30 protein-coding genes are annotated in these 24,650 nt (G+C 70.9%); 16 read left to right on the top strand and 14 right to left on the bottom strand.

The window, feature by feature from the left end:
• Positions 1-12 precede the first annotated feature (12 nt).
• Positions 13-1,449: a hypothetical protein gene (locus CF8_RS06640; protein ID WP_010832360.1), complete on the bottom strand. Its 1,437-nt coding sequence runs from the start codon at positions 1,447-1,449 to the stop codon at positions 13-15.
• Complete coding sequence (locus CF8_RS06635) at positions 1,446-1,967, bottom strand: RNA polymerase sigma factor (RefSeq protein ID WP_036490432.1); 522 nt, start codon at positions 1,965-1,967, stop codon at positions 1,446-1,448. Before CF8_RS06635 ends, CF8_RS06640 begins: the two co-directional genes overlap by 4 nt.
• Positions 1,968-2,040: 73 nt before the next feature.
• Between CF8_RS06635 and CF8_RS06630 the strand changes: the two genes are divergently transcribed.
• Entirely contained in the window at positions 2,041-2,412 is a 372-nt protein-coding gene (locus CF8_RS06630) for a thioesterase family protein (protein ID WP_010832358.1), read from the top strand.
• A 58-nt stretch (positions 2,413-2,470) separates the two neighbouring features.
• On the opposite strand, the gene CF8_RS23665 is transcribed toward CF8_RS06630, so the two are convergent.
• The 5 genes from CF8_RS23665 to CF8_RS06610 all read right to left on the bottom strand — a co-directional run bounded on the left by CF8_RS23665 (position 2,471) and on the right by CF8_RS06610 (position 5,049).
• Positions 2,471-2,545, bottom strand: a complete 75-nt coding sequence (locus CF8_RS23665) for a 50S ribosomal protein bL37 (protein WP_397203189.1) — start codon at positions 2,543-2,545, stop codon at positions 2,471-2,473.
• Positions 2,546-2,632: 87 nt separating this feature from the next.
• Positions 2,633-2,911: a mycothiol system anti-sigma-R factor gene (rsrA, locus tag CF8_RS06625; protein ID WP_036490430.1), complete on the bottom strand. Its 279-nt coding sequence runs from the start codon at positions 2,909-2,911 to the stop codon at positions 2,633-2,635.
• On the bottom strand, positions 2,911-3,546 hold the full coding sequence (locus CF8_RS06620) for a sigma-70 family RNA polymerase sigma factor (protein ID WP_036492383.1): 636 nt from the start codon (positions 3,544-3,546) through the stop codon (positions 2,911-2,913). The genes rsrA and CF8_RS06620 overlap by 1 nt, the downstream gene beginning before the upstream one ends.
• Positions 3,547-3,619: 73 nt before the next feature.
• Positions 3,620-4,306 (bottom strand): alpha/beta hydrolase family protein, encoded by a 687-nt coding sequence (locus CF8_RS06615; protein ID WP_010832355.1) that lies wholly within the window; start codon positions 4,304-4,306, stop codon positions 3,620-3,622.
• Positions 4,303-5,049: an SOS response-associated peptidase gene (locus tag CF8_RS06610; RefSeq protein WP_010832354.1), complete on the bottom strand. Its 747-nt coding sequence runs from the start codon at positions 5,047-5,049 to the stop codon at positions 4,303-4,305. The genes CF8_RS06615 and CF8_RS06610 overlap by 4 nt, the downstream gene beginning before the upstream one ends.
• Before the next feature lie 132 nt (positions 5,050-5,181).
• Here CF8_RS06610 and CF8_RS20775 point away from each other — a divergent pair, with 132 nt between their 5' ends.
• The 4 genes from CF8_RS20775 to rsgA are packed head-to-tail and all read left to right on the top strand — an operon-like array spanning position 5,182 to position 9,819.
• A complete protein-coding gene (locus tag CF8_RS20775; protein ID WP_010832353.1) occupies positions 5,182-6,915 on the top strand; it encodes a sigma-70 family RNA polymerase sigma factor in 1,734 nt (577 codons plus the stop codon).
• A 47-nt stretch (positions 6,916-6,962) separates the two neighbouring features.
• On the top strand, positions 6,963-7,493 hold the full coding sequence (locus CF8_RS06600) for a DoxX family protein (protein ID WP_036490428.1): 531 nt from the start codon (positions 6,963-6,965) through the stop codon (positions 7,491-7,493).
• 44 nt (positions 7,494-7,537) lie between these two features.
• The gene (gene aroA, locus CF8_RS06595) at positions 7,538-8,830 is read left to right on the top strand and encodes a 3-phosphoshikimate 1-carboxyvinyltransferase (protein WP_010832351.1); all 1,293 of its coding nucleotides are present in this window, start codon (positions 7,538-7,540) and stop codon (positions 8,828-8,830) included.
• A complete protein-coding gene (rsgA, locus tag CF8_RS06590; protein WP_010832350.1) occupies positions 8,827-9,819 on the top strand; it encodes a ribosome small subunit-dependent GTPase A in 993 nt (330 codons plus the stop codon). The genes aroA and rsgA overlap by 4 nt, the downstream gene beginning before the upstream one ends.
• Here the strand turns inward: rsgA and CF8_RS06585 are convergent.
• On the bottom strand, positions 9,813-10,283 hold the full coding sequence (locus CF8_RS06585; protein ID WP_010832349.1) for a DUF2231 domain-containing protein: 471 nt from the start codon (positions 10,281-10,283) through the stop codon (positions 9,813-9,815). The genes rsgA and CF8_RS06585 overlap by 7 nt on opposite strands.
• Before the next feature lie 42 nt (positions 10,284-10,325).
• Here CF8_RS06585 and hisN point away from each other — a divergent pair, with 42 nt between their 5' ends.
• Genes hisN through CF8_RS06570 form a run of 3 tightly spaced genes read left to right on the top strand, consistent with a single transcriptional unit; the run spans position 10,326 to position 12,084 of the window.
• Entirely contained in the window at positions 10,326-11,225 is a 900-nt protein-coding gene (hisN, locus tag CF8_RS06580) for a histidinol-phosphatase (RefSeq protein ID WP_010832348.1), read from the top strand.
• Positions 11,226-11,259: 34 nt separating this feature from the next.
• A complete protein-coding gene (locus CF8_RS06575; RefSeq protein ID WP_010832347.1) occupies positions 11,260-11,691 on the top strand; it encodes a CBS domain-containing protein in 432 nt (143 codons plus the stop codon).
• Positions 11,692-11,715: 24 nt separating this feature from the next.
• Positions 11,716-12,084, top strand: coding sequence for an FKBP-type peptidyl-prolyl cis-trans isomerase (locus tag CF8_RS06570; protein ID WP_232211586.1), 369 nt, complete (start codon positions 11,716-11,718; stop codon positions 12,082-12,084).
• Between the two features lie 3 nt (positions 12,085-12,087).
• Here the strand turns inward: CF8_RS06570 and CF8_RS06565 are convergent, their stop codons facing one another.
• Complete coding sequence (locus CF8_RS06565) at positions 12,088-12,333, bottom strand: RNA-binding S4 domain-containing protein (protein ID WP_036490426.1); 246 nt, start codon at positions 12,331-12,333, stop codon at positions 12,088-12,090.
• Positions 12,334-12,338: 5 nt separating this feature from the next.
• A complete protein-coding gene (locus tag CF8_RS06560) occupies positions 12,339-13,610 on the bottom strand; it encodes a DUF445 domain-containing protein (RefSeq protein ID WP_010832344.1) in 1,272 nt (423 codons plus the stop codon).
• 37 nt (positions 13,611-13,647) lie between these two features.
• On the opposite strand from CF8_RS06560, the gene CF8_RS06555 reads away from it, so the two are divergent.
• From CF8_RS06555 to CF8_RS06545, 3 genes are all read left to right on the top strand, one after another.
• Positions 13,648-14,043, top strand: coding sequence for an adenylyltransferase/cytidyltransferase family protein (locus CF8_RS06555; RefSeq protein WP_010832343.1), 396 nt, complete (start codon positions 13,648-13,650; stop codon positions 14,041-14,043).
• A complete protein-coding gene (locus CF8_RS06550) occupies positions 14,043-15,506 on the top strand; it encodes an MXAN_6640 family putative metalloprotease (protein WP_010832342.1) in 1,464 nt (487 codons plus the stop codon). The genes CF8_RS06555 and CF8_RS06550 overlap by 1 nt, the downstream gene beginning before the upstream one ends.
• Before the next feature lie 63 nt (positions 15,507-15,569).
• Positions 15,570-17,096 carry an MXAN_6640 family putative metalloprotease gene (locus CF8_RS06545; protein WP_010832341.1) on the top strand — a complete coding sequence of 509 codons (1,527 nt, stop codon included), beginning with the start codon at positions 15,570-15,572 and terminating at the stop codon, positions 17,094-17,096.
• Here CF8_RS06545 and CF8_RS06540 read toward each other — a convergent pair.
• A complete protein-coding gene (locus tag CF8_RS06540; protein WP_010832340.1) occupies positions 17,071-17,952 on the bottom strand; it encodes an aldo/keto reductase in 882 nt (293 codons plus the stop codon). The genes CF8_RS06545 and CF8_RS06540 overlap by 26 nt on opposite strands.
• 66 nt (positions 17,953-18,018) lie before the next feature.
• Between CF8_RS06540 and CF8_RS06535 the strand changes: the two genes are divergently transcribed.
• Complete coding sequence (locus CF8_RS06535; protein WP_010832339.1) at positions 18,019-19,515, top strand: hypothetical protein; 1,497 nt, start codon at positions 18,019-18,021, stop codon at positions 19,513-19,515.
• On the opposite strand, the gene CF8_RS06530 is transcribed toward CF8_RS06535, so the two are convergent.
• The 3 genes from CF8_RS06530 to CF8_RS06520 all read right to left on the bottom strand — a co-directional run bounded on the left by CF8_RS06530 (position 19,457) and on the right by CF8_RS06520 (position 20,910).
• Positions 19,457-19,921 carry a VOC family protein gene (locus CF8_RS06530; protein WP_036492374.1) on the bottom strand — a complete coding sequence of 155 codons (465 nt, stop codon included), beginning with the start codon at positions 19,919-19,921 and terminating at the stop codon, positions 19,457-19,459. The two genes, CF8_RS06535 and CF8_RS06530, sit on opposite strands and share 59 nt — an antisense overlap.
• Before the next feature lie 18 nt (positions 19,922-19,939).
• On the bottom strand, positions 19,940-20,242 hold the full coding sequence (locus CF8_RS06525; protein ID WP_036490424.1) for a hypothetical protein: 303 nt from the start codon (positions 20,240-20,242) through the stop codon (positions 19,940-19,942).
• A gap of 83 nt (positions 20,243-20,325) precedes the next feature.
• The gene (locus CF8_RS06520) at positions 20,326-20,910 is read right to left on the bottom strand and encodes a TetR/AcrR family transcriptional regulator (protein WP_010832337.1); all 585 of its coding nucleotides are present in this window, start codon (positions 20,908-20,910) and stop codon (positions 20,326-20,328) included.
• Positions 20,911-20,950: 40 nt separating this feature from the next.
• Here CF8_RS06520 and CF8_RS06515 point away from each other — a divergent pair, with 40 nt between their 5' ends.
• From CF8_RS06515 to CF8_RS06500, 4 genes are read left to right on the top strand one after another with little or no spacing between them, the layout of a single operon-like run.
• Complete coding sequence (locus tag CF8_RS06515) at positions 20,951-22,201, top strand: acyl-CoA dehydrogenase family protein (RefSeq protein ID WP_010832336.1); 1,251 nt, start codon at positions 20,951-20,953, stop codon at positions 22,199-22,201.
• Positions 22,198-22,959 (top strand): SDR family NAD(P)-dependent oxidoreductase, encoded by a 762-nt coding sequence (locus tag CF8_RS06510; RefSeq protein ID WP_010832335.1) that lies wholly within the window; start codon positions 22,198-22,200, stop codon positions 22,957-22,959. The genes CF8_RS06515 and CF8_RS06510 overlap by 4 nt, the downstream gene beginning before the upstream one ends.
• Positions 22,956-23,996, top strand: a complete 1,041-nt coding sequence (locus CF8_RS06505; RefSeq protein WP_010832334.1) for a phosphotransferase family protein — start codon at positions 22,956-22,958, stop codon at positions 23,994-23,996. The genes CF8_RS06510 and CF8_RS06505 overlap by 4 nt, the downstream gene beginning before the upstream one ends.
• The gene (locus tag CF8_RS06500; protein ID WP_010832333.1) at positions 23,993-24,646 is read left to right on the top strand and encodes a histidine phosphatase family protein; all 654 of its coding nucleotides are present in this window, start codon (positions 23,993-23,995) and stop codon (positions 24,644-24,646) included. Before CF8_RS06505 ends, CF8_RS06500 begins: the two co-directional genes overlap by 4 nt.
• The last annotated feature ends 4 nt before the right edge of the window (positions 24,647-24,650 follow it).

Here is a 24,650-nt window from a genome sequence, read left to right as displayed (position 1 = left end):
GCAAGCCGGGCCTCAGCAGCGGCGGGCGGTGGCCGGGTCGGCGATGTCGTCGAAGCAGAGCTGCTCGACCGGGATGGCGCCGAGCTGGCCCTTGGCCACCAGGGCCCAGGTGTAGACCTGCCACGGTCCGTCCTCGCCGGACGTCGTCGCCTGGGCGGTGTAGAGGGCGCCGTTCGCAGTCAGCCAGCTCCGGAACGCCCGGCCGTCCTCGGTCTCGCCGCTCCCCAAGGTGACGCCACCGATCTCCTCGAGCGCGACCATCCGGTCGCGGACCTGCCCGAGCACCTGGAGATCCGCAGGCTGGTCGGCCTCCCCGGAGGTGACCACGACCGCCACCCCGTCGTAGGCGAGGTTGGGAGCGAGGGTGAGGACTCGCGGGTCACCGAGCTCGAGACCGTGGTTGATCCGAGTCCCGTCCGGCATCTCGACGACCAACGAGACGTCCGCGAAGGCCTCGAGGCCGACCGTGAACGGGAAGGGGAACTCGGAGCTGAACTGCTCACCGATGCCGATGCGTTCGTCCGCGAAGGGCGCGAGCGGAGGCAGGATGTCCTGCTCACCCTCCGCACACGGATGTGCACCCTCGGGCACCCCGATCAGGCAGGGCGTCTCCGCGGGGACCGGCGACAGCACGCCGTCGTCAGCCAGCCGCCACTCGACCACGTCGACCCGATACTCCTCCGGGATGACGAGGTTCATCAGGTACGCCGGGTAGCTGCGCTCGGAGCGGCTCGTGAACAGCGAGCCGTCCTCGATCCAGAAGCCCTGCATGTGCACGAGCTCGTAGTAGTCCTGCGTGGCCCCCGGCACCACCAGGTTGCCGCTCCACAGCAGGTCCGGCTCCGTCGCCGGCGCCCTGACCAGGAGGCCGTCTCGGAGGTCGAGGACGAGGAGCTGGGTCGGCGGCGGGCCGGCGGCGGCGGGACCGCCGCCTTCGGCGTTCTCGTTCACGATCACGAGCTCCTGGTCGCCGTCGCTGTCCGCGTCGATCGGCTCCAGGGCGATGACGCTCAGTGTCTGGTCGAGGTCGACGATGCCGTGGGCGCTCGAGCCGTCGCTGCTCAGCGTCGTCTGCAGCCGCAACCGGCCGTCGTAGCCCTCACTGGGCTCGGCGAGGAAGAGCACCTTCTCGTTCCTGCCGTCACCGTCGAGGTCCAGCTCGGCGGGGGGTGTGTCCTTGACGCGGTCCCAGTCCCGGCCGACGTCGGCCGGGAGCTCGAGCGTCGGGCGGGGCTCGGCAGGCTGCGGACCATCCTGGTCACGGTCGCCGAGCAGCGCGACCGAGGCCGCCACCACGGCCAGGCAGGCTGCGACCGCCAGCAGCACCGAGGTGCGCCGCCACAGCTGCACCACCGGCGCGGGCAGGGGCTCGTCGCGGAGGTCCTCGGGCTGCACCAGGTCGGCGCGGGCCGCGAACGCCTCGGCAAGACGCGTCTCGAGCTCGTTCATGACCGGCCACCCTTCTCCTCGATGATCCGCTCCAACGCGTCGAGCGCGCGGCTGGCGGTGGACTTGACGGTGCCGGGACTGATCTCGAGGGTCTCGGCGATCTCGGCCTCGGAGAGGCCGCCCCAGTAGCGCAGCGTGAGCACCTCGCGCTGGCGCGGGGCCAGGGACCTGACCGCCTCGAGCACCTCACGGTGCTCCTCGGCGACCACGACCCGGTCCTCGGGTCCGGCGGTCTCGACAGCGCGCGGCGGCGTGTAGCCGCGTACCGTGCGTCGCCGGCGCAGCATCGACCGGGCGCCGTTCACGACCGAGACCCGCAGGTAGCCGACGGCCGCGGACGGGTCACGCAGCCCGTTGCGGCGGCGAGCCAGCGCGGTGAACGCGTCCTGGACGACGTCCTCGGCGCTGGCCAGGTCGTCCACCAGCAGCACGGCCAGCCGCACCAGGGCGAGCCGGTGCGCGGCATAGAGCTCGGCAAGCTCCACTGCCTGGCCAGGTCGCTCCACGTCGATGCTCACACCCTGATAGACGCCGCCGCGGCCGCGAGGTTGCTCCAGGGCCACGACTTCTTTGCCACCGTAGGCTCTGCGCATGTCCGAGCAGCAGGCGACACTTACCTTCACCGTGACCGAGTCCGACACCGCGATCGCCGTCGGCAGCGGGTCGCTGCCCGTGCTCGGCACCCCACGGCTGCTGACGTGGTGCGAGGCCGCGACCTGCGCGGCCCTCGAGGGCTCACTGCCCGCGGGCGGCACCAGCGTCGGCACCCGGATCTCCCTCGAGCACCTCGCGGCGAGCCCGGTGGGTGCCGTGCTGGAGGTGAGCGCCACGACGGCGTACGTCGATGGGCGGCTGCACAGGTTCACGGTCTCCGCCCGCCATGTCGACGGCGGTCGCGTGGTCGGCGCCGGCGAGGTGACCCGGGTGGTCGTCGACGCCGAGCGGTTCATGTCCCGCGTCTGAGAACAGCGAACCCCCGGCCTTCACGATGGAAGGAGCCGGGGGTCTGCTTGGAATGCGCTCAGGCGTTGGGGCGCTTGCCGTGGTTCGCCTTCTTCTTCTTGCGAGCGCGGCGCTTGCGTCCGGTCTTGCCCATGGTGTTCCTCCAGAAATTGATAGCCCTGCTCGTTGCCCGTGACAGGGCTGAGGGTCATCCTCTCAAATGTCGGCCAGCGGGGCGAATTCAGCCCTCGCTGATGCGGACCTGGACCTCGCGGATCTGGATCCGCACCCGCTCGCGCAGGCCGTCGGGAGCCGATTCGGAGCACGATCGGGCGACGATCTGCTTGACCGTCCGCTGCAGGTCGTACTTCTCCAGGCACGGGCCGCACTCGTCGAGGTGCATGCGCACCTCGGAGCAGTCGGCCTCGTCGAGCTCGTTATCGAGGAAGAAGACGATGCGTTCGAGGTAGTCGGAACACTCGTCCTTGCCGTGGCTGTGTTCGCTCGTGGGCTCGCTCATCACTTCGCCTCCGTCGCGCCGCTGGGCAGCAGGTCGTTGGCGCGCACGTGGTGGGAGAGCATGTCGCGCAGCTGGCGCCGGCCACGGTGCAGGCGGGACATGACGGTGCCGATGGGGGTGTTCATGATCTCGGCGATCTCCTTGTACGGGAAGCCCTCGACGTCGGCCAGGTAGACCGCCAGACGGAACTCCTCGGGCAGGCGCTGCAGCGCGTCCTTGACCTCGGAGTCGGGAAGGTGCTCGAGCGCCTCCATCTCGGCGGACTTCAGACCGGTGGAGGTGTGCGACTCGGCACGGGCCAGCTGCCAGTCCTCGACGTCCTCGGCCATCGACTGCTGCGGCTGGCGCTGCTTCTTGCGATAGGTGTTGATGTAGGTGTTGGTGAGGATGCGGTAGAGCCACGCCTTGAGGTTGGTGCCGGGCTTGAACTGGTGGAACGCGGAGTAGGCCTTCGCAAAGGTCTCCTGCACCAGGTCCTCGGCATCAGCCGGGTTGCGGGTCATGCGCATCGCAGCGCCGTACAACTGGTCGAGGAACGGCAAGGCGTCGCGCTCGAAGCGCGCCGAGCGTTCCTCGGCGGTCTCGGTCGCGAGCAGGTCGTCGGCAGCCGAAGTTTCGGAGAGTGATTCAGTCATCGTCTTCCACACTACCGCCGCTTCGGCGTCGCCCAATTCGATCGGGCGGGGTCGGGTTGCCAGCATGTCGTCCTCAACGCGACTTCTCCGGTCTTGATTCCCGAGCCCGGCTCGAACCGGCGATGTCGCGGATCAGCCACTCCAGCGCCGACTCCACGACGATGCCGAGCGCCTCCTGCTGCGAGACCGCGGCCCGCTTGGGCACTGCCAGACCGTGGTCGGCCTCCGGGATCACCGTCATGTCGAGGCCCGTGACGTCGGCGGGGAACTCCTCCGGCCGTCCCATCGGGTCGCGCTCCCCCTGCACGACCAGCATCGGCAGGCCGGCACCGCGCAATTCCTCGACCCGGGTCTTCTCCGGCTTCCCGGGCGGGTGGAGCGGGAACGACAGGGCGAGCACGCCGCGAGCCCCCAGCGCCTTCGCGCAGCGAGCACCTGAGCGGGCACCCGCGGACCGACCCCCGACGACGAGCGGTGTCTGGGTCCGCAGCGCGTTGGCAGCCGCCGTCAGGCCGACGTCGAGGGTGGCGGGCGGGGTCGCGACCTTGCGCCCGGCGACGTGCCAGGGCTGCTCGAAGAGCATCACGCTGATGCCGTGGCCAGGGAGCGCGGCAGCGAGCGCCATCAGGTCGGGGGCGTCGACGCCGCGGCCCGCACCGTGGCTGAGCAGCAGGGTCGCGATGGGGCTCTTGGCGCGCCGGACGTGCAGGCGGCCCTCGCCGTACGCCGTGGCGATGGGGCGGATCTCGGCCTTCATCATGAGAGTGCATCCTCCAGCGGGAGTGGCTCGACGAGCTCGGGTCCGTTGTTGCGCACGTTGCTCACCAGCGGCGGGACGGGGTAGGCCTCGAGCCTGCCGGGCGCGGCCGGCACGAGCAACGACACCTCGCCACCGACGCGCGGGTCGAGCCAGTCGCCCCAGCGCTCGCGCTCCACCATCAGCGGCATCCGGTCGTGGATGTGGCCCAGGGAGTCCTCGGCCGCGGTCGTGAGCACCGTGCAGGTCCAGCGGAAGCGGTCGGGATCGTCGTCGGCCAGGCTCTGGTCGCGCCAGATCTCGTAGAGCCCCGCCATGGCCAGCACGCCGCCGTCGGCGGGCCGGATGAAGTAGGGCTGCTTGACGGGCTTGCCCTTGGCGTTGGACTGCGAGGTGGGATACCACTCGAAGTAGCCGTCCGCGGGCAGCAGGCAGCGCCGAACGGCGAAGGCGCGCTTGAAGGCGGGCTTCTCGGCGACGGTCTCCATCCGCGCGTTGATCATCCGGTTGCCGATGCTCGGGTCCTTGGCCCACGACGGCACCAGGCCCCACGTGAAGACCCGCAGCTGGCGCTCGGGCGGCTCCGGGCTGTCCTTGGCCGGTGGCCGCTCGACGACGGCGTAGACCTCCTTGGTCGGCGCCACGTTGTAGTCGGCGGCCAGGGGCGCGGGGGTGCGGTCGGTGACGACCTCGAACTCCTCGATGAGGTCTTCGGGACGTCGGGATGAGGCATAGCGGCCGCACATGCGTCCCAGACTAGTGACAGCGCCTCGACAGATTCGTGCGAGACGTCTGACCCGGAATCGGAGTCAACGGGCCCGGACGGTCCTAGAGTGACTTCCACTGACGCTCCACACCCGAACGAACGTCGAGAACCCATGACCACGGTTGCGATCGAAGAGTCCCGCGCCGACGCCGAGCTGATCTCGGCCGTCCGCGGGGGCGACGCCGACGCCTACGGCGTGCTGTTCGAGCGCCACTCGATGGCGGCCCGGCGGCTCGCCCGCCAGCTGGTCTCGCCGGGCGACGCCGACGACCTCGTCTCCGAGGCCTTCGTCAAGGTGCTCGCGGTGCTGCAGCGCGGCGGCGGACCCGACGTCGCTTTTCGGGCCTATCTCCTGACGGCCGTCCGGCGACTGCGCGTCGACCGGATCAGGGCGACCTCCAAGCTGCACAGCAGCGACGACATGGAGATGTTCGACCCCGGGGTCCCCTTCCGCGACACCACGATCGAGGGCTTCGAGAACGCCGCGGCTGCCCGCGCCTTCGCCTCGCTGCCCGAGCGCTGGCAGCTCGTGCTGTGGCACACCGAGGTCGAGGAGCAGAAGCCCGCCGACGTCGCTCCCCTGCTCGGCATGTCCGCCAACTCGGTGTCGGCGCTCGCCTACCGCGCCCGTGAGGGCCTGCGCCAGGCCTTCCTCAACGAACACGTGGCCGAGATCGAGGGCGACGACTGCCGCTGGACGCACGACCACCTGGGTCCCTACATCCGCAACGGCCTGTCCAGGCGCGACGTCATCCAGGTCGACCAGCACCTCCAGGAGTGCCGGCCGTGCGCCGCGATCTACCTCGAGCTCGTCGAGGTCAACTCCAACCTCGGCGCGATCCTCGCGCCGCTCCTGCTGGGGTCCGCGGCCACCGCCTACCTCGCCAGCACGGCCTCGGCGGTGACCGCGGGCGGGCTCCTCCTCGGACTCCTCGACCGCGCCAAGGACGTCGTCGCCGCGCATGCGCCCGTCGCCGCCGTCGGCGGGGTCGCCGCCGCCGCGGTGGTCGCCGGCGGCGTCTTCGTCGCGCTCCAGGACGACCCGACCGAGCGGCTGGCAACCGCCGACGTCGCCGTCATCTCCAGCACCCGCGAACCGGGCGGGTCGACCTCGTCCCCGACGAGGTCCGAGACGACGGCAGCCGAGCGCCGTACGCCGCTGGGCTCGACGACCACGACCACGACCGCGTCCACTGCGCCCGCGATCACCGCGGGTCTGCCGCTGACCACCAGCGCGCCGGCCGGCTCGCCCTCCTCGACGTCGACGCCCAGCAGCCAGGCGACGACCGCACCCACGTCCGCCCCCACCTCCGAGCCGACGACCACGGTGCCGACGACCACCAGCAGCAGCCCCACCGCGGCTCCCACGCACACGAGCACGCCGACGGCCTCGCCGACGACGAAGCCGTCGCCGCCCTCGGCGCCCACCTCGACGGCCACGCCCACGCGGGCCCCGACGCAGTCCCCCACCGCTGCCCCGACGCCCTCCCCCACGTCGTCGCCGACGACCACGTCGACGCGCGACCTCTCGGTCGCCATCGCCTCGACCGGCCGCAAGGCGCTCTACGAGGACCTCGCCGTGACCACCACCGGGATCCCCGCCGGCGAGAGCGCCACCGTCACCATCTCGGGCATCAACGCCATGGTCCTGACCAGCAGCGACGAGCGCTGCCAGAAGCAGGACGCACGTCTCGTCTGCACGGTGTCGGGCTCGGCACCGATCGCCGTACAGGCCCAGCGGATCCCCAACGGCAACGCCAGCGTGACCGTCGTGGTGACCAGCAACGACGGCCCGGACAGCAACCCGGCCGACAACTCCAGCTCCTTCGTGCTCGACTCCAACTGACACGCAGGGGTGGACTCGGCCACCCGTGGATCGTGTAGGAAGGAGGCATGACCGTCACGAGACTGATCGCCCGTCCGATGCTGGCTTCCATGTTCGTGGTGGGCGGCGTCAACGCCCTCAAGAACGCCGGCGCGCTCGCCGGCAAGGCCCAGCCCGTCACCGACCGGTTCGTGCCGATGGTGCAGCGGGTCGTGCCGCAGGCGCCGATCCCGACCGACGCGACCACGCTGGTCCGTCTCAACGCCGGGGTGCAGATCCTGGCGGGTGCAGCCCTCGCGACCGGGCACGCGCCGCGGCTGGCCTCGACCGCCCTCGCGGCCACCCTGGTCCCGACAACGCTGGCCGGTCACCGCTTCTGGGAGGAGACCGACCCGGCTCTCAAGGGCAACCAGAAGGTGCACTTCTTCAAGAACGTCTCGATGTTCGGCGGGCTGCTCATCGCCGGCGCCGACACCGACGGCAAGCCCGGTGTGGCCTGGCGTGCGCGGCACGCCGCGACCGACGTCAAGCGCGAGGCCCGGCGGCTGGCGAAGGACGCCCGACGCGAGGCGAAGCTCGCGAAGGCCCAGATCGGCTGATCGTGCCCCCAAGGAGGTCACCGTGCACCGATAAGGTGCACCGCGTGACCTCTCTCGCCGACCCGTGGCCGGCTCCTCGTCCGACCGCCCCTGTCGAGCGGGTCGTGTCGCTCCCGGGCAGCAAGTCCCTGACCAACCGGGCGCTGGTCCTGGCCGCGCTCGCCGACGGCCCGTCGCTCGTGCGCCGGCCGCTGCGCTCGCGCGACACCCTGCTGATGGTCGCCGGTCTGCGGGCGATGGGCGTGGGCGTCACGGACGAGGAGGACGACTGGCGGATCACGCCGGGCCCGCTGACCGCGGACGCCGAGGTCGACTGCGGCCTGGCCGGCACGGTGATGCGCTTCATGCCGCCGGTGGCCGGTCTCTCGAGCGGCACCATCGCCTTCGACGGCGACCCGCACATGCGCCAGCGCCCCATCGGCGAGGTGCTCACGGCGCTCGCCGGACTGGGCGTGGACATCGACGACGGTGGCCGCGGCTCGCTGCCCTTCGTGGTCCGCGGCCAGGGCTCAGTGCCGGGCGGCACGGTCGTGATCGACGCCAGCGCGTCGTCCCAGTTCATCTCGGCGCTGCTGCTGGCCGGTGCGCGCTACGACTCCGGCGTCGACATCCGCCACGACGGCAAGCCGGTGCCCTCGCTCCCCCACATCGAGATGACCATCGCCATGCTCCGCGCCCGCGGGGTCGAGGTCGACGACAGCGACGCCAACCGCTGGGCGGTCGCGCCCGGCCCGATCGCGGCGATCGACGAGGCCATCGAGCCCGACCTGTCCAACGCGGCGCCCTTCGTGGCGCTGGCCGCGACCACCGGTGGTGTGGTCACGATCCGTGACTGGCCTGCCAGCACGACCCAGCCCGGCGACGAGCTGCGCGAGGTGCTGACGCGCATGGGCTGCGACGTCTTCCTCGACGACACCGGCCTCACGGTCCGGGGCACCGGCGAGCTCCGTGGTGTCGACCTCGACCTGCACGACATCGGCGAGCTCACACCCGCGATCGCCGCGCTCTGCGCCCTGGCCGACTCGCCGTCCCACCTGCGCGGCGTCGGGCACATCCGCCACCACGAGACCGACCGGCTGGCCGCGCTGGCCGCCGAGCTCGGCAACCTCGGCGCCGACGTCACCGAGCACGCCGACGGGCTCTCGATCCGGCCGGCACCCCTGCACGGCGGCGTCTTCCGGACCTATGCCGACCACCGCATGGCCCACGCCGGCGTGATCCTCGGCTCGGCGGTCGACGGGGTGCTGGTGGAGGACATCGCCACCACCTCCAAGACCTTCCCCGACTTCCCGGGCGCCTGGCTCGACCTGGTGGGGCTCGCTCGGGTGGACCAGTGAGCAACCGCTACACCGATCACGACCAGGAGCACTACGAGCGACCGCGCCGTCGCACCCGCCCCCGCACCAAGGACCGCCCGACCTACGACGACGCCGTTCCCGGAGTCGTCGTGACCGTCGACCGCGGCCGGTTCACGCTCCTGATCGACGGCCGGACCGTGATGGCGATGAAGTCGCGACCGCTCGGCCGCAAGGGCGTCGTCGTGGGCGATCGCGTCCGCGTCGTCGGCGACGTGTCGGGGGTCGACGGATCGCTCGCGCGGATCGTCGAGGTCGTGCCACGCACGACCACGCTGCGCCGTACCGCCGATGACGACGACCCCGTCGAGCGGGTCATCGTCTCCAACGCCGACCAGCTCGTCGTCGTCACCGCGCTGGCCGATCCCGAGCCGCGGCCGCGGCTGATCGACCGGGCACTGGTGGCTGCCTTCGATGCCGGTATGGCGCCGCTGCTGTGCCTCACCAAGGCCGACCTCGCCGACCCGGAGGTCCTCCTCGCGACCTATCGCTCGCTCGGCGTGCCGTGGGTCGTGACCGAGCGCGGCGGCGACCTAGGTGTCGTCAGGGACCGGCTGCGCGGGCGCACCAGCGTCTTCGTCGGGCACTCGGGCGTCGGCAAGTCGACGCTGGTCAACGCGCTGATCCCCACCGCCAACCGCGACGTCGGCATCGTCAACGCCGTCACCGGCCGGGGTCGCCACACCTCCACGTCGGCCTACCTCCTCGAGCTGCCCGACGGCGACGGCTGGATCATCGACACCCCCGGCATCCGCTCCTTCGGGCTCGCGCACGTGCAGCCCGAGGAGCTGATCAGCGCCTTCCCTGACCTCGAGGAGATGACCGAGGACTGCCCCCGTGGGTGCACCCACGGCACCGACGAGCCCGAGTGCGGGCTCGACGTCGCGGTGACCGACGGCGAGGCCGACCCGGATCGCGTCGAGTCCTTCCGCCGGCTCCTCGCCGCGCGCGAGGGTGCAGCGGACTACTGACCCCAGACGGCTCGGGCGCCCGAGTCGCCGGTCAGGAACACCAGCACCAGCAGCCCGATCGCGCCGCCGACGAGCAACGCCATCGCGATCCAGCCGAGGATGCCCTTCGTCTCGCGGGCGCCGCGCCCCGACGCCAGCGCGGAGGGACCGCCCAGCGCCCAGGCGGCCAGCACTGCGTCGACGACGAAGGTCAGCGACCAGGTGCGCAGCAGCTCGCCCCACTCCTCGTGGTCCTCGACCAGCGGCTCCAGCTCGGGCCGGGCGTCGAGCAGCGACTCCCCCGCCTGCACCGCGACCACGGCGGTGATCGCGACGGCGACGGAGAGCGCGACGAGCGGCCAGCGCAGCAGCCAGCGCCACCTCGGGAGGAGGGCGTAGGCGAGGCCGGCGAGGGCGGCGAGCGGCCCGAGGATCACGACCGCGTGCACGACCAGGGGGTGCAGCGGCAGGCCGTTGATCTCCATGGGTTCACGGTAGTCGGCACGGGTGGCAATAGCCTGTGGACCATGCCCATCAACGGCCCCACCGACTACACCGACGACCTGCGCCTCGCGCACGTGCTGGCCGACGACGCCGACTCGCTGACGATGTCACGGTTCAAGGCGCTGGACCTGCACGTGATGAGCAAGCCCGACCTCACTCCCGTGACGGACGCCGACCAGGCGGTGGAGGAGGGCATCCGCCGTACGCTCTCGCGCGCCCGGTCCCGTGACGCGGTCCTCGGCGAGGAGCAGGGCTCCTCCGGGCACAGCCAGCGGCAGTGGATCATCGACCCGATCGACGGCACCAAGAACTTCGTCCGCGGGGTGCCCGTCTGGGCCACCCTGATCGCGCTGGCCGTCGACGACGAGGTCGTCGTCGGGGTCGTGTCGGCGCCGGCGCTGCAGCGACGCTGGTGGGCCGTCAAGGGCGGCGGTGCGTGGACCGGGCGCTCGCTGATGAAGGCGACGAAGTGCGAGGTCTCCGACGTCCGCCGGCTCGAGGACGCCTCCTTGTCCTACAGCTCGCTCTCCGGCTGGGACGAGCGCGAACGGCTGCAGGACTTCATCTCGCTCTCCCGGCGCTGCTGGCGCACGCGGGCGTACGGCGACTTCTGGTCCTACATGCTCCTGGCGGAGGGGACCGTCGACCTGGCGGCCGAGCCGGAGCTGGAGCTCTACGACATGGCGGCCCTCGACGTGATCGTGCGCGAGGCCGGCGGCCGGTTCACCGCCCTGGACGGCACGGACGGGCCGTACGGCGGCAACGCCATCGCCAGCAACGGCCACCTGCACGACGCAGCGCTGTCCTTCCTCGGTTCGATGTCGCACGACGACACCGATCCGGACTCGCGCCCGAGCGGATCGGGGTCGGTGCACGACCTGCGGGCGAGATGGCCCCTGTCGCCCGGCGACGCAAGTGACTAGCGTGACGGGAGACACACGACCCGCGGAGGAAGCCATGCGCATCAACGACGTACTCAAGGGCAAGCCAAGCCACGACGTCATCACCATCAGCCCCGAGGCCAGCGTGCGGGAGTTGGTCGCCCTGCTGTCCGAGCACAACGTCGGAGCGCTGATCGTCAGCACCGACGGCGAGACCGTCGAGGGGATCGTGAGCGAGCGCGACGTCGTGCGCCGGCTCAACGATCGCCACGACGTCCTCGACGCGGCCGTGGCCGAGATCATGACCACGACCGTGCGGACCTGCGAGGGCGAGGAGGCCCTCACCGAGCTGATGCAGGTCATGACCGAGCACCGCATCCGGCACGTGCCCGTCGTGACCGCCGGCAAGCTGACCGGCATCATCAGCATCGGCGACGTGGTGAAGAATCGCATCGGCGAGCTCGAGTTCGAGCGCGACCAGCTGGACAACTACGTCCACCAGACCTGAGCACACCAACCGGAAGGTATGACCATGGACAAGCCCGACGTCGACCCGCACATCGGAGACGCCCCCGCCGACCTGGAGATCACCGACCTCGTCGAGGGTGACGGCGCGGAGGCCACTTCCGGCTCGACCGTGTCCGTGCACTACGTCGGCGTGGCCCACTCGACCGGCGAGGAGTTCGACGCCTCCTACAACCGCGGCGACGCACTCAACTTCCGCCTCGGCATCGGCCAGGTCATCCAGGGCTGGGACACCGGCGTGCAGGGCATGAAGGTCGGCGGTCGTCGTCGCCTCGTGATCCCGCCGCACCTCGGCTACGGCGACCGCGGAGCCGGCGGCGCCATCAAGCCCGGCGAGACGCTGATCTTCGTGGTGGACCTGCTCAAGGTCAGCTGAGTGCTACCAGGGGACGTCGATCTCGGCGTCCCCTGAGGCAACTCGGGCCGACTGGCCCGCGAGCGTCACGACGTCGCCCGCCACGAGCTGGCGGCCACGTCGCAGCTCGACCTCGCCGTTGACGCTGACCTGGCCGTCGGCCAGCACCGGCTTGGCGTCGGATCCCGACTCGACCAGGTTGGCGAGCTTGAGGAACTGCCCGAGCCGGATCTTCTCGTCACGGATGGGCACGTCCACAGGTTCACTCATGGCACTCAGTGAACCAGCAGGCTGATCGCGTGGATCAGCACACCCACGAGTCCGCCCACGATGGTGCCGTTGATCCGGATGAACTGCAGGTCGCGGCCCACGTGCAGCTCGATGCGGCGCGCGGCCTCCTTGCCGTCCCAGCGCTCGATGGTGTGGGTGATGACGGCGGTCAGCTCGGCGCCGTACCGCGAGACCGCGAAGACCGCGATGTCGGCCGCGGTCCGGTCGAGCTTCTCGCGCAGCTCGGCGTCGGTGCGCAGTCGCTCGGCGAAGGCACTGAGCTCGAGGAGCATCCGCTCGCGGACCGCGCCCTGGGGGTCGCGGACCGACGAGAGCAGCGCCGCGCGCATCGCCTTCCACAGCGAGATCGCGGTGCTGACGACCTGCGGGTGGTCGAGCAGCCGCTCCTTGAAGCGCTCCGCGCGCTCCATGGTCCGCGGGTCGGTCAGCAGGTCCTGGCCCAGCTGGGCGAGCATCGAGTCGATGGCGCCGCGGGCGTGGTGGCCTGGGGTGTCGCGGATGTCGGCGATCCAGCGGATCGCCTCGAGGTGGAGGCGCTGGGTGACGGCCTCGTTGAGGCGCGGCGGCGCCCACCACGGCGCGCGCTCGCTGAGCACCTCGGTGAACGTCTCGCCGTTGTGCACCAGCCAGCGGTGCAGCTCCTCCAGCGCGAGGTCGACGACGCCGTGGTGCAGGTCGTCGCGCACCGCCTCGGTGATGAGGCTGCCCAGGATGGGCGCGATCGGCTCCTCGCGGAAGCGGGGCACGAAGGCGTCGGTGACGAGGTCGGCGATGTGCTCGTCGCGCACCTTGCCGAGCGCGATCGCGGCGACGTCGGAGACCTCGTCGACCACGCGCCGCGCGTTGGCGGGGTCGGAGAGCCAGTCGCCGACCCGGGCCGAGATCAGCGCCGCGGCCGTGCGGTCGCGGATGATGTCCTCCTGGAGGAAGTTCTCCCCCACGAACTCCTCGAGGCCCTTGCCGAGCTCGTCCTTGCGCTTGGGGATCAGCGCGGTGTGCGGGATCGGGATGCCGAGCGGGTGCTTGAACAGCGCCGTCACCGCGAACCAGTCGGCGATGGCGCCGACCATCGACGCCTCCGCGCCGGCGTTGACGAAGCCCCAGGCGCCGTCGCGCCCCAGCGTGGCGACGTAGACGATCGCGGCCAGCACGAGCAGCGAGACGGCGACGGTCCGCATCTGCCGGAGCCCCCGACGGCGCGCCTCGTCGGCAGCGGGGTCGGGGGTGATGATCGAGATCGGTGCGGGGATGGCCACGCCGAGATCCTCTCAGGCGTGCCGATACTCTTCGCGCATGTCCCGCACCGTCATCACCTTCGGAACCTTCGACGTCTTCCACGTCGGACACCTGCGGGTCCTGGAGCGCGCCGCCGAGCTGGGCGACCGGTTGGTCGTGGGCGTGTCGGCCGATGCCCTGAACATGAAGAAGAAGGGCCGGGTCCCGGTCTTCAGCGAGAAGGAGCGGCTGGCGATCGTCGCCGCCCTCCGGGTCGTCGACGAGGTCTTCGTCGAGGAGAGCCTGGAGGCCAAGCGCGACTACATCGTCGACCACGGCGCCGACGTCCTGGTGATGGGCGACGACTGGGCCGGCAAGTTCGACGAGTTCTCCGACGTGTGCAAGGTCGTCTACCTCACCCGCACTCCTGCCATCTCCACGACCGCGATCATCGAACACATCGCGGACATGTAGTGCGAGCCGTTGCCGGCCTGGTGCTGGCGCTCCTCGCGGTCCTGCTGCCTGCCGGCCAGGCGCCGTCGGCAGCCGACGAGCCCGCGCCCTCGTCGCGCGACCTCACGCTCGACCTTCGCGACGCCTATCTCGACGCCTCCCCCGACGCCTCTCCCGGCGGCGACGCCCGGTCCGCGCGCGGCCGCACCTCGGCACGGCCGAGCGATCCCGCCGACGGCTCCGGTGAGTTCTTCTGGGACCCCGCGGCCCCCCGCGGCCAGGTGTGCGGCGCCGCCGCGTGCGTCCACTACGTCACCACCACCTCGGACGCCCCTCCGCTGGCGTCCTCCGACGGCGTGACGCCTGACTGGGTACGCCGCAGCCTGGACGTCACCGAGCTCGCGCTCGCTCGGATGGCGGAGCTCGGCTATCCGGGCGTGCCCTCCGACGCCGGTCGCGGCGGCAGCCCGCACTTCGACGTCTACCTCGCCGACATCAGCCGTGCGGGGCTCTACGGCTACTGCGCGCCGGAGGCCCCGGTGCCGGGCGCGTCCGGTCAGGCCTCGTCCTACTGCGTGTTCGACGACGACTTCACGGGCTTCCCCAAGCCCGCCGACGACAGCCTGCGGGTGACCGCCGCCCACGAGCTGTTCCACGCGGTGCAGTTCGGCATGGACGTGCACGAGGACCGCTGGTTCCTCGAGTCCACGGCCACCTGGATGGAGGAACAGGTCGCCGACGACGTCGACGACAACCGGCAGTACCTCTCCGCCGGCCAGCTCGGCCGACGCCATGTCCCGCTCGACCACTCCGCCGCCGACCTTGGCCTCTACGGCAACTGGATCTTCTTCCAGTTCCTGGCCCAGCGCTACGGCGTCGATGCCGTGCGGCAGGTCTGGGAGCTCGCGGCCACCGGTCCCGGTCGCCGCAACGACTTCTCGGTCAAGGCGGTCCGCCGGTTCGTCGAGAGCCGGGGCGGCTCCTTCCCCTCGGTCTACGCCTCCTTCGTGCACGCCAACCTGACGCCCCAGCACGGGTACGACGAGGGGCGGGCCTATCGCAGGCCCGCGGTCGACGACTCGGTGCGACTCGGGCCGGCCCGCCGTTCGTGGCGAGAGGAGCGCATCGCCGTACCCCACCTCACGGGGCATGCGATCTCCCTCCGACCGAAGTCGGGGCTCCGGGGCCGGGTCAGGCTGCGGCTGTCCGTGACGACGACCCGCTCCAGCGGTGCGGCGGCGACGGCGCGCGTGTTCCTCGAGTCCGGCAAGGTCGTCACGCTGCCGATCCGGCTGCGGCGCGGCCACGGCGACCGGGTCGTGAAGTTCAGCGACAGGCGGGTGCGGCGTGTCGTCGTGGTGCTGGCCAACGCCTCGACACGCTACGACTGCCGTCAGCGCACCCACTTCGCCTGCCAGGGCACGCCTCTCGACGAGGCCCAGCGATTCGGCCTCACCGCGAGTCTGCTCCGCGCGCACCGTTGACGTAACCTCGATCGCGAACTGGGGTCAGCGATGAAGGGGATGTTCTGCGTGCGTAGGTCAACCATGCTTGCCGTGCTGGTGGGGCTGCTGCTCTCACCCCTGCCCGGTGCGATGCCCGTGGCGAGTGCCGACGACACGATGCTGCCGCCCGATCCCCATGCGAGGGTCGCGCTGAGCGCCCTCGACACCGCCGGACGCGTGCTGGCCGGCGACGCCCGCCCGACCGATCCCTCGGCGACGATCGCGCTGCGTGACCTGTGGGTCGCGCGCCCCGACCTCAGCGGTTCGGAGGCGGTCGAGGCCAACGCCCTGCTCGCCCGGCCGACCGACGGCTCCGCCGACCCGTTCGGCAACGGCTACACGGTGCCGTCGGAGAAGCAGTGCGGCGCCCATGTGTGCGTGCACTACGTCCCGACGACCGCGGACGCGCCGCCCAGTGTCGACTGGGTCGCGCTGAGCCTGGCCACGATGGAGGCCGTCTACGAACGCGAGGTCACCCAGCTCGGCTACCGCGCGCCGCGCAGCGACGGCAACGCCGGGGGCGACGGCAAGCTCGACGTCTACCTCAAGGACCTCGGCGCCGGCCTCTACGGCTACTGCGCGGCCGAGTTCCGCAAGAAGGGCCGCACGGCCAGCGGCTTCTGCGTCCTCGACAACGACTACGCCGCTTCGCAGTTCCCGAGCCAGACGCCCGAGAACAACCTCACGGTGACCGCCGCCCACGAGTTCTTCCACGCGGTGCAGTACTCCTACGACTACAACGAGGACCCGTGGATGCTCGAGTCCACGGCCACCTGGATGGAGGAGCAGGTCGCCGACCACATCAACGACAACCGGCAGTACCTCCGCTACAGCCAGCTGCAGGCAGCGTTCGTCCCCCTCGACGCGTTCAGCTCGACCTACGGCTTCCAGTACGGCAACTGGATCTTCTGGGAATACCTCACTTCGCGCTTCGGCACGAAGTTCGTGAAAAAGGCGTGGGAGTCGGCCGGCAGCCTGCGCCGCGACGGCGGTCGCTACTCGACCGACGCGATCGCGTCGGTGCTGCGCAAGAAGAAGAAGTCCTTCACCGACGTGTACGCCGACTTCGCGGCCGCGAACACCCACCCCACGAGCACCTACCCCGAGGCGGCCGGAGCGCCGGAGTATGCCGCGCCGTCCGTGCTCGCCGACGTCACGCTGACGCGCGCCGACAAGAGGCACACGCAGCGCGCCAAGCTCGACCACCTCTCGGCCGACGCGATGCACGTGCGTCCCGGCGCCGACCTGGGTGGCAAGAAGTGGCGGCTGCGCGTCATCGTCCGCGGCCCCGGCCGCGCCACCAGTCCTGCTGCCCGCCTCGTGCTCCACCGGACCGACGGCACGATCGGCACCCGCAAGATGCGCTTCAACCGGCGCGGCCGGGCTCAGGCACTCGTTCCGTTCAGCTCGGCGAAGGTCGCCGCGGTGACGGTCTCGATCGCCAACGTCTCGACCCGCTTCCGGTGCAACAAGGGCACCAACTTCGCCTGCCACGGCCGGGCGATCGACGAGAACAAGAAGTTCGCGATCGTGACCAAGGCCGTCAAGAAGCGGAAGCGTCGCCGCTGAGGCTGGCCAGCTCCTCGTCGCTCAGCACCAGGTCGGCCGCCTGCGCGGAGTCGCGCACCGAGGTGGGTCGCTTGGCGCCAGGGATCGGGATCACGCACGGCGACTGCGCCAGCTCCCACGCGAGCGCGACCTGCTGGGCGCTGACCTGACGGTCCTGCGCGACCTGGGCGAAGGCCGGGTGCTGGTCCGCCAACTCCTTCGCGTCCCCCAGTCCGCCCAGCGGGCTCCAGGGCAGGAAGGCCAGGCCGAGCTCCTCGCAGACGTCGATCTCCGGGCGGCTGCTGCGGAACCGAGGGCTGAACTGGTTCTGCACGCTCACCAGTGAGGCGCCGAGCACGGCGTGGGCCGCCCGGATCTGGTCGGGGTCCGCGTTGGACAGCCCGATCATGGCGACCTTGCCGCTGCCCGCGATCTCGTGCAGCGTGCCGATGACCTCGTCGTAGGGCACCTCGGGATCCGGCCGGTGGTGCTGCCACAGCTCGATCTGCTCGACGCCGAGGCGAGCGAGGCTGGCGTCGACGGCGCTCCTGAGATGCTCCGGTCGGCTGTCGAGGGCCCAGCCGCCACCCTCGGTGCGGACGTGACCGCCCTTGGTCGCCAGCAGCACCCGGTCCCGCACGCCCAGCTCGTCGAGGAGGGATGCGATCAGCCGCTCGTTCTCGCCCTGGGCGTCGACGCCGCGCTCGTCACCGGGCCCGTAGGCGTCCGCGGTGTCGAGGAGGGTGATGCCCGCGTCCAACGCTGCGCGGACGGTGTCGAGCAGCTGCTCGCGCGGCTGGGTGCCGCTCTGGTCGAAGGTCATCAGGCCGAGTCCGATCGCGCCGACCTGGTGCTTGCCGAGGGTGCGTGTGTGCATGCGTGCGACCTTAGCGGCGTCACGCACACCTCTTGACTCGAACATTTGTTCGAGCGACAATGGGACATGGCCCCGCCCATTCCGCCCCAGACCGCCGCTCCGGCGGCGCTGACGGACGCACGGGCAGCCGGTGATGAGCAGTCGGACCGGGACTTCCTCGAGGCAGCAGCGGCCGATCTTCGCGCCCGCCGCCTGGCCGAGGTCGCCGAGCTGGTGCGCGCCGCGCAGTGGGCAGTCCGTTCAGGTCACCCGCGCGACGGGCGCGATCCCATGACGACTCCTGGCGGCGACGGCACGCCGTCCGTGCGCGAGCTCGCCGTCCCCGAGCTCGCCATGGCCCGCGAGACTCATCCCGCCACGACGCGCGCATTGATCGCCGACGCGCTCGACCTCCAGCACCGTCTCCCCCGCACGTGGGCGATCGTGGCTGCCGGTGCCTGCGAGCCGTGGGTCGCGCGCAAGGTCGCGGTCATCTCGCGCGGGCTGCTGCTCGACGCCGTCGGCCTCGTCGATCGTGCGGTGGCCCGGGCGATCGCGGGCCACGCACCATCGACCGTGCTGGAGATCGCCCGGGCGAAGGTGATCGAGGCCGACCCGGAGACCCATGCCGGGGAGCGCGAGCGGTCGCGGCACGAGCGCTACGTCTCGATCTCCCGGGCCGACGAGTTCGGCTACCGCTGCATCATCGCCCGGGTCACCGCCGGCGACGCCGTCTGGATCGACGCGATGGTCGACCACGTGGCCGACATCCTTGCGCTGACCCAGGGACATGACCACAACCACGACGAGCTCCGCTCGCTGGCGATGGGCTGGCTGGCCCGCCCGGTCGACCTGCTCAGGCTGCTGCTCGAGCACAGGGATTCCGATCCGGGTGCAGACCCGGCCGAGCAGCCTGCATGGGCGCCCGACCACACGCGCGACACGGTCGAGCGGCTGTGCGCCCTGCCCGCCAGGCGTCTCGCCTCGTTGCGCGGGCGCGGTCGGCTGTTCGTGCACCTCACCGACGCGGCCCTGCGGTCGGGCCGCGGCGTCGCGCGGATCGAGGGCGTCGGCCCGATCGACGTGGCTCAGCTGGCCGAGGTCCTGGGCCACGCCGACGTGACCGTCACTCCGGTCCTCGACCTGTCGACGCGCCCCAGGTCCGACGCCTACGAGCACTCCGAGGCCGTCAAGGACCACGTCTGGTCACTCGCCGGCGGCGACGTCTTCCCCTTCTCGCCCCGCACGGCCACCCGGTCCGATGTCGACTTCGACCACTCGTCGCCGTACGACCCGACCGGGCCGCCGGGCCAGACCGGACCGCACAACTCCGGGCCACTGCGAAGACGCCACCATCGTTGGAAGACCCACGGCGGCTATCGCTGCCGGGTCGCGAGTCCCGGTCGCCATCTCTGGCAGACGCCGAACAACCTGACCTACCTCGTCGACCGGTCCGGCACGAGGCGGCTCAGCGACGACGACGCCGAGGTCATGCTGAGCGCGCCGGAGGGCGTCGAGATCTACCTCAGCGACGCGGCGTTGTCGGTGGAGGGCTATTCCTCGTCAGGTCCTGGGCGAGCATGACGAGGATGCCGCTCGGACCACGGAGATAGGTGAGCTTGTAGACGTCGCCATAGATCGCCACTCCTCGCAACGGATGGCAGTCGTGCCGCGCGGCGATCGCGAGGGCCTCGTCGAGGTCGTCGACCGAGAAGGCCACGCGGTGCATACCGATCTCGTGGGGCAGGGTGGGCTCCGTCTCGATCGCGTCGGGATGGATGTACTCGAAGAGCTCGAGACGACCGTTGCCGTCCGGCGTCTGGAGCATGGCGATCTTGGCGTGGTTGCCGTCGAGGCCGACGGCGGTGTCGGCCCACTCCCCGCTGACCGTGTCGCGGCCCAGCACGGTGAGGCCGAGGTCGGTGAAGAAGGCGATCGCAGCGTCGATGTCGCGTACGGCGATCCCGACGTTCTCGAGGGTGATGGGCATGCGCAGCACGCTATCGAGTCAGCGGTGCTGCATCTCCCACGCGAGCTCGATGGCCCGGCACACCGCGGGTGTTGATGCTTGTTCCAGATAGGCCTCGACCTTGTGGTGTGCCTCCATGCGAGGCGGCACGCCGAAGGTGTCCGGGTGGCTGTCGAGGAGAGCCTCACGCTGGCTCAGCGGGACCCGGATCACGAGCGTGTTGGCGTCGTGAAGACGCACGACCAAGCGGTCGTGGACGTACCACGCCGGCCGCGACTCGGTTCCCTTGCGCTTGACCTGCGGGAGCGACTCCGCGTAGCGGCCGACCTCTTCCGGGGTCACCGGGCCAGTTTATGGTGACCGTGCTGGTGCCGGCGTGGGCCTGCTGGCCTGGTTCGCGGCAGCAGGGTTATCAGTTGTTGCGGTCAGCTCGACCGACCGCACAGCGCAGCGAGCGCGCGCTCACAGTGCGCCACGAGCTCGCCGAGGGTCTCGGTGCGCTCAGCCGAGGCAACGCCGCTCCACGTGAGCGCTCGGTCCTCGACGTACGCCCACCAGGCATGCACGACGGGTTGCAGGCCTGGAGCCAGGCCGAGCGCCCGGACCACCCGGTCGGTGGAGACGGAGCGGACGCTCTCGTGCACGTCGGCCAACCGGGGGTCGGCGACACCGCTGCCGTGCACGAGCGTGAGGTAGAACGCCCGGCGCCGGTCGATCTGCTCGATCATCGCGGTGACCATGGTGCGCACCTGGACCTCCCCCGGGTCCGACTCGGAGGGGGCCGTGTTGCGCAGGATCCGCCGCCCGGCCGCGGCGATGCAGGCGAGGTAGAAGTCGGTCTTGGTCGGGAAGTAGTGGAACAGCAGTCCCCGCGAGATGCCGGCCTCGGCCGCGACCTGGTCGAGCGACAGGTCCTGGATGGGGGTGTCGATGATCCGGCTCAGCCCGATCCCCACGAGCTGGCGGCGGCGGTCGTCGGCGCTCAGCCGTCGACGTACAGGATCGGACACGCTATTGAGCATTGCTCAACAGTGTGGTTATGGTCAACCCATGGACTTCTCCCTCTCCCCGCGCGCAGCGGACCTGCAGTCCCGGGTGCGCGCCTTCCTGGACACCGAGATCGAGCCGCTCGAGGCCGACATGCACCAGCGGATCACGCAGGCGCGCGAGAGTGGGGGCGACAACTGGACGCCGGACCCGCGGATCAAGGAGCTGCAGGCGAAGGCCCGCGAGCAGGGGTTGTGGAACCTCTTCCTGCCTGCGGAGCACGCCGGGTCGTACGCCGCTGACTTCGGCACCGACGGCGGCGAGGGACTGAGCAACGTCGACTACGCACCGCTCGCCGAGGTGATGGGGAGGTCGTTCCTCGCCCCGCTGGTCTTCAACTCGAACGCTCCCGACACCGGCAACATGGAGGTGCTGCTGCGCTACGGCACCGACGAGCAGAAGAAGCAGTGGCTCGAGCCACTGCTGCGCGCGGAGATCCGCAGCGCCTTCTGCATGACCGAGCCCGACGTCGCGTCCTCCGACGCGACCAACATGGAGGCCACCGCGGTCGTCGACGGCGACGAGGTCGTCATCAACGGACGCAAGTGGTTCTCCACCGGCATCGGCAACCCGGAGTGCAAGGTCCTGGTCTTCATGGGCCTGACCAACCCCGACGCAGACCGGCACTCGCGGCACACGATGGTGCTGGTCCCTCGCGATGCTCCGGGCGTCAAGGTCGAGCGGATGCTCAGCACGATGGGCTACTACGACGAGCCGCTCGGCCACGGCGAGGTGTCCTTCGACAACGTGCGGGTGCCGGTCGCCAACATCCTGCTCGGTGAGGGCCGCGCGTTCGAGATCGCCCAGGGCCGCCTCGGCCCCGGCCGCGTCCACCACTGCATGCGCGCCGTCGGCCTCGCCGAGCGCGCCCTCGAGCTCGCCTGCGCCCGGGCGACGAGCCGCACCGCCTTCGGCAAGCCGCTGGCCAACCTCGGCGGCAACCGCGAGCGCATCGCCGACGCCCGGATCGCGATCAACCGCTCGCGCCTCCTCGTCATGCACGCCGCCTGGCTGCTCGACCAGGGGATGTCGATGGCCGCACTGTCGGCCGTCAGCGAGATCAAGGTCGAGGTGCCCAACATGGCCCTCGACGTCATCGACATGGCGATCCAGCTGCACGGCGGCGGCGGCATGACCGACGACTTCCCGCTTGCGGGGGCGTACGTCGGAGCCCGCTCGCTGCGCCTGGCCGACGGCCCCGACGAGGTGCACCGCAACGTGATCGCCAAGATCGAGCTGGGCAAGACCCGATGAGCCGGCGGGTCCTGGTCACCGGCGCCGCGTCCGGCCTCGGTGCCGCGCTCACCGCCGCGTTCCGCGCTCGCGGCGACGAGGTGCTCGCCACCGACCGGGTGACCGGCGACGGCATCGACCTCGTCCTCGACATCACCTCCGACGACGACTGGGCTGCTGCCAGGACGACCGTCGAGGAGCGCTGGGGCGGGCTCGACGTGCTGGTCAACAACGCCGGCGTCGCCGGTGGCGGCCGGATCGAGCTGTGCTCGATCGACGACTGGCGCTGGATCACCGAGATCAACCTCTTCGGGGTGGTCCGCGGCGTGCAGACCTTCACGCCGATGCTCAAGGCCCAGCGCTCCGGCCACATCGTCAACGTCGCCTCGCTCGCCGGCCTGGTGCACCCGGGTGGGATGGGCTCCTACAACGCGGTCAAGGCCGCGGTCGTGGCGTTCACCGAGACTTGCGGGCACGAGCTCGCCGGGTTCGGGGTCAAGGCAAGCGCTGTGTGCCCGTCCTACTTCCGGACCAACCTCGTCGACTCCATGCAGGGCGCCGATGAGGCGGTCGGCAAGGTGATCGGCAACCTCGTGGCCACCTCGAAGGTGAGCGCGGACGACATCGCCTCGGCCGTCCTGGCGGGCATGGATGCCGGTGAGGACGTGATCGTCCCCGACGAGGCAGCTCGCCAGGCCTACTTCCTGAAGTGGGCCGACCGACCGGCGTACGACGAAGTGATGAGGCACCAGGCCGCGCGACTGGAGGAGCTGTCATGACCTCTGCCGTACGCGACGAGGACGCCTTCGACGTCGACGCGGTCGCGCAGTGGCTGAAGGCGCAAGGTGTCGAGGGACCGATCGAGGAGGTCCGCCAGTTCTCGGGCGGGGCCTCCAACCTGACCTACCTGCTGCGGGTCCCCGGGCGCGAGCTGATCCTGCGCCGCGCACCGCAGGGGACGAAGGCCAAGGGCGCGCACGACATGCGCCGCGAGTTCACGATCCAGTCGGCGCTCGCGCCGGTCTTCCCCTACGTCGCCCCGATGGTCGGCTTCTGCGACGACTCTTCGGTCATCGGCGGCGACTTCTACGCCATGGGCCGCATCGACGGCCTGATCCCGCGCAGCACCTGGCCCGCCGACGTCCCGCTGTCGCCCGAGCAGGCCCGGCAGCTGTGCCTCAACGTCGTCGAGGTGTACGCCGAGCTGCACACCGTCGACGCCTCGGCAGCCGGTCTGAGTGATCTCGGGAAGGGCACCGGCTACGTCCGGCGGCAGGTCGAGGGCTGGTCGACGCGCTACCGCAACGCGCACACGCCGGACAACCCGGAGTTCACCGAGGTGATGGCCTGGCTGGACGCGAACCAGCCCGAGGACATCGCCAACTGCGTGATCCACAACGACTTCAAGGTCGACAACATCGTCTTCTCCCACGACGACCCGACGAAGGTCGTCGGCGTCCTGGACTGGGAGATGGCCACGCTCGGCGACCCGTTGATGGACGTCGGCGGGGCGCTGGCCTTCTGGATCCAGGCCGACGACTCCGACGAGCTGAAGCTGACCAAGCGGGTGCCGACCGACCTGCCGGGGATGATCACGCGTGAGGAGTTCGTGCAGGCCTACTGCGAGCGGATGGGCTTCACGCTCACGCCCGAGCAGTGGCGGTTCTACGAGGTGTTCGGGCTGTTCCGCAACGCCGTGATCGCCCAGCAGATCTACTACCGCTACTTCCACAAGCAGACGAGCAACGAGATGTTCGCGCTCTTCGGACCGGGCGTGCAGATCCTGGACCGCCGGATCGCGGAGCTTCTCACGTGAGCCGGATCCTCCTGGTGCGGCACGGCCAGGCGTCGTGGGGTGCGGCCGACTACGACCAGCTGTCCGACCTCGGCGCTTCCCAAGCGCGTACGCTCGGCGCCGCCCTCGCAGCGCAGGGCATCACGCCCGACGTGCTGGTCTCGGGTGGGATGAAGCGGCACTCGCAGACGGCCGCCGGGGTGTGCGACGGAGCCGGATGGGACCTGCCGGTCACCGTCGACAACGGCTGGGACGAGTTCGACCACCTCCAGGTCCTCGAACGCCACCCGGCCCCCGAGGGCGTGGACATCACCTCCGACCCGCGCGCGTTCCAGCGCTGGTTCGAGGGCGCGACGTCCCGCTGGACCGGCGGCGAGCACGACGACTACGACGAGTCCTTCGCCGACTTCTCCACCCGCGTCTCCGCCGCTCTCGACCGGGCCATCGCAGCGCTCGAACCGAAGGCCACGGCCGTCGTCTTCACCAGCGGCGGCCCGATCGCGTGGGCGGCCGCAGCCCGCCTCGACGGCGGCGCGCACCTGTGGCTGCGCCTCAACCAGGTGACGATCAACGCCTCCGTCACCAGCTTCGTCGTCGGCGCCCGCGGCGCCACGATGCTCGCCTACAACGAGCACACCCACCTCTCCCCCGACCACCAGACCTACCGATAGGACC

Source organism: Nocardioides sp. CF8 (assembly GCF_000389985.1).
Classification (GTDB): Bacteria; Actinomycetota; Actinomycetes; order Propionibacteriales; family Nocardioidaceae; genus Nocardioides; species Nocardioides allogilvus.
Note: the sequence above shows the minus strand (reverse complement) of the source record. Positions and strands in the feature narration are given on the sequence as shown.

Excerpts from the sequence above, each read along its gene's own strand:
- CF8_RS06640 (WP_010832360.1), bottom strand. The coding sequence starts at position 1,449 with ATGAACGAGCTCGAGACGCGTCTTGCCGAGGCGTTCGCGGCCCGCGCC.
- CF8_RS06630 (WP_010832358.1), top strand. The coding sequence starts at position 2,041 with ATGTCCGAGCAGCAGGCGACACTTACCTTCACCGTGACCGAGTCCGAC.
- rsrA (WP_036490430.1), bottom strand. The coding sequence starts at position 2,911 with ATGAGCGAGCCCACGAGCGAACACAGCCACGGCAAGGACGAGTGTTCC.
- CF8_RS06620 (WP_036492383.1), bottom strand. The coding sequence starts at position 3,546 with ATGACTGAATCACTCTCCGAAACTTCGGCTGCCGACGACCTGCTCGCG.
- CF8_RS06615 (WP_010832355.1), bottom strand. The coding sequence starts at position 4,306 with ATGATGAAGGCCGAGATCCGCCCCATCGCCACGGCGTACGGCGAGGGC.
- CF8_RS06610 (WP_010832354.1), bottom strand. The coding sequence starts at position 5,049 with ATGTGCGGCCGCTATGCCTCATCCCGACGTCCCGAAGACCTCATCGAG.
- CF8_RS20775 (WP_010832353.1), top strand. The coding sequence starts at position 5,182 with ATGACCACGGTTGCGATCGAAGAGTCCCGCGCCGACGCCGAGCTGATC.
- CF8_RS06600 (WP_036490428.1), top strand. The coding sequence starts at position 6,963 with ATGACCGTCACGAGACTGATCGCCCGTCCGATGCTGGCTTCCATGTTC.
- CF8_RS06585 (WP_010832349.1), bottom strand. The coding sequence starts at position 10,283 with ATGGAGATCAACGGCCTGCCGCTGCACCCCCTGGTCGTGCACGCGGTC.
- hisN (WP_010832348.1), top strand. The coding sequence starts at position 10,326 with ATGCCCATCAACGGCCCCACCGACTACACCGACGACCTGCGCCTCGCG.
- CF8_RS06575 (WP_010832347.1), top strand. The coding sequence starts at position 11,260 with ATGCGCATCAACGACGTACTCAAGGGCAAGCCAAGCCACGACGTCATC.
- CF8_RS06570 (WP_232211586.1), top strand. The coding sequence starts at position 11,716 with ATGGACAAGCCCGACGTCGACCCGCACATCGGAGACGCCCCCGCCGAC.
- CF8_RS06565 (WP_036490426.1), bottom strand. The coding sequence starts at position 12,333 with ATGAGTGAACCTGTGGACGTGCCCATCCGTGACGAGAAGATCCGGCTC.
- CF8_RS06555 (WP_010832343.1), top strand. The coding sequence starts at position 13,648 with ATGTCCCGCACCGTCATCACCTTCGGAACCTTCGACGTCTTCCACGTC.
- CF8_RS06545 (WP_010832341.1), top strand. The coding sequence starts at position 15,570 with ATGCTTGCCGTGCTGGTGGGGCTGCTGCTCTCACCCCTGCCCGGTGCG.
- CF8_RS06540 (WP_010832340.1), bottom strand. The coding sequence starts at position 17,952 with ATGCACACACGCACCCTCGGCAAGCACCAGGTCGGCGCGATCGGACTC.
- CF8_RS06535 (WP_010832339.1), top strand. The coding sequence starts at position 18,019 with ATGGCCCCGCCCATTCCGCCCCAGACCGCCGCTCCGGCGGCGCTGACG.
- CF8_RS06530 (WP_036492374.1), bottom strand. The coding sequence starts at position 19,921 with ATGCCCATCACCCTCGAGAACGTCGGGATCGCCGTACGCGACATCGAC.
- CF8_RS06515 (WP_010832336.1), top strand. The coding sequence starts at position 20,951 with ATGGACTTCTCCCTCTCCCCGCGCGCAGCGGACCTGCAGTCCCGGGTG.
- CF8_RS06510 (WP_010832335.1), top strand. The coding sequence starts at position 22,198 with ATGAGCCGGCGGGTCCTGGTCACCGGCGCCGCGTCCGGCCTCGGTGCC.
- CF8_RS06505 (WP_010832334.1), top strand. The coding sequence starts at position 22,956 with ATGACCTCTGCCGTACGCGACGAGGACGCCTTCGACGTCGACGCGGTC.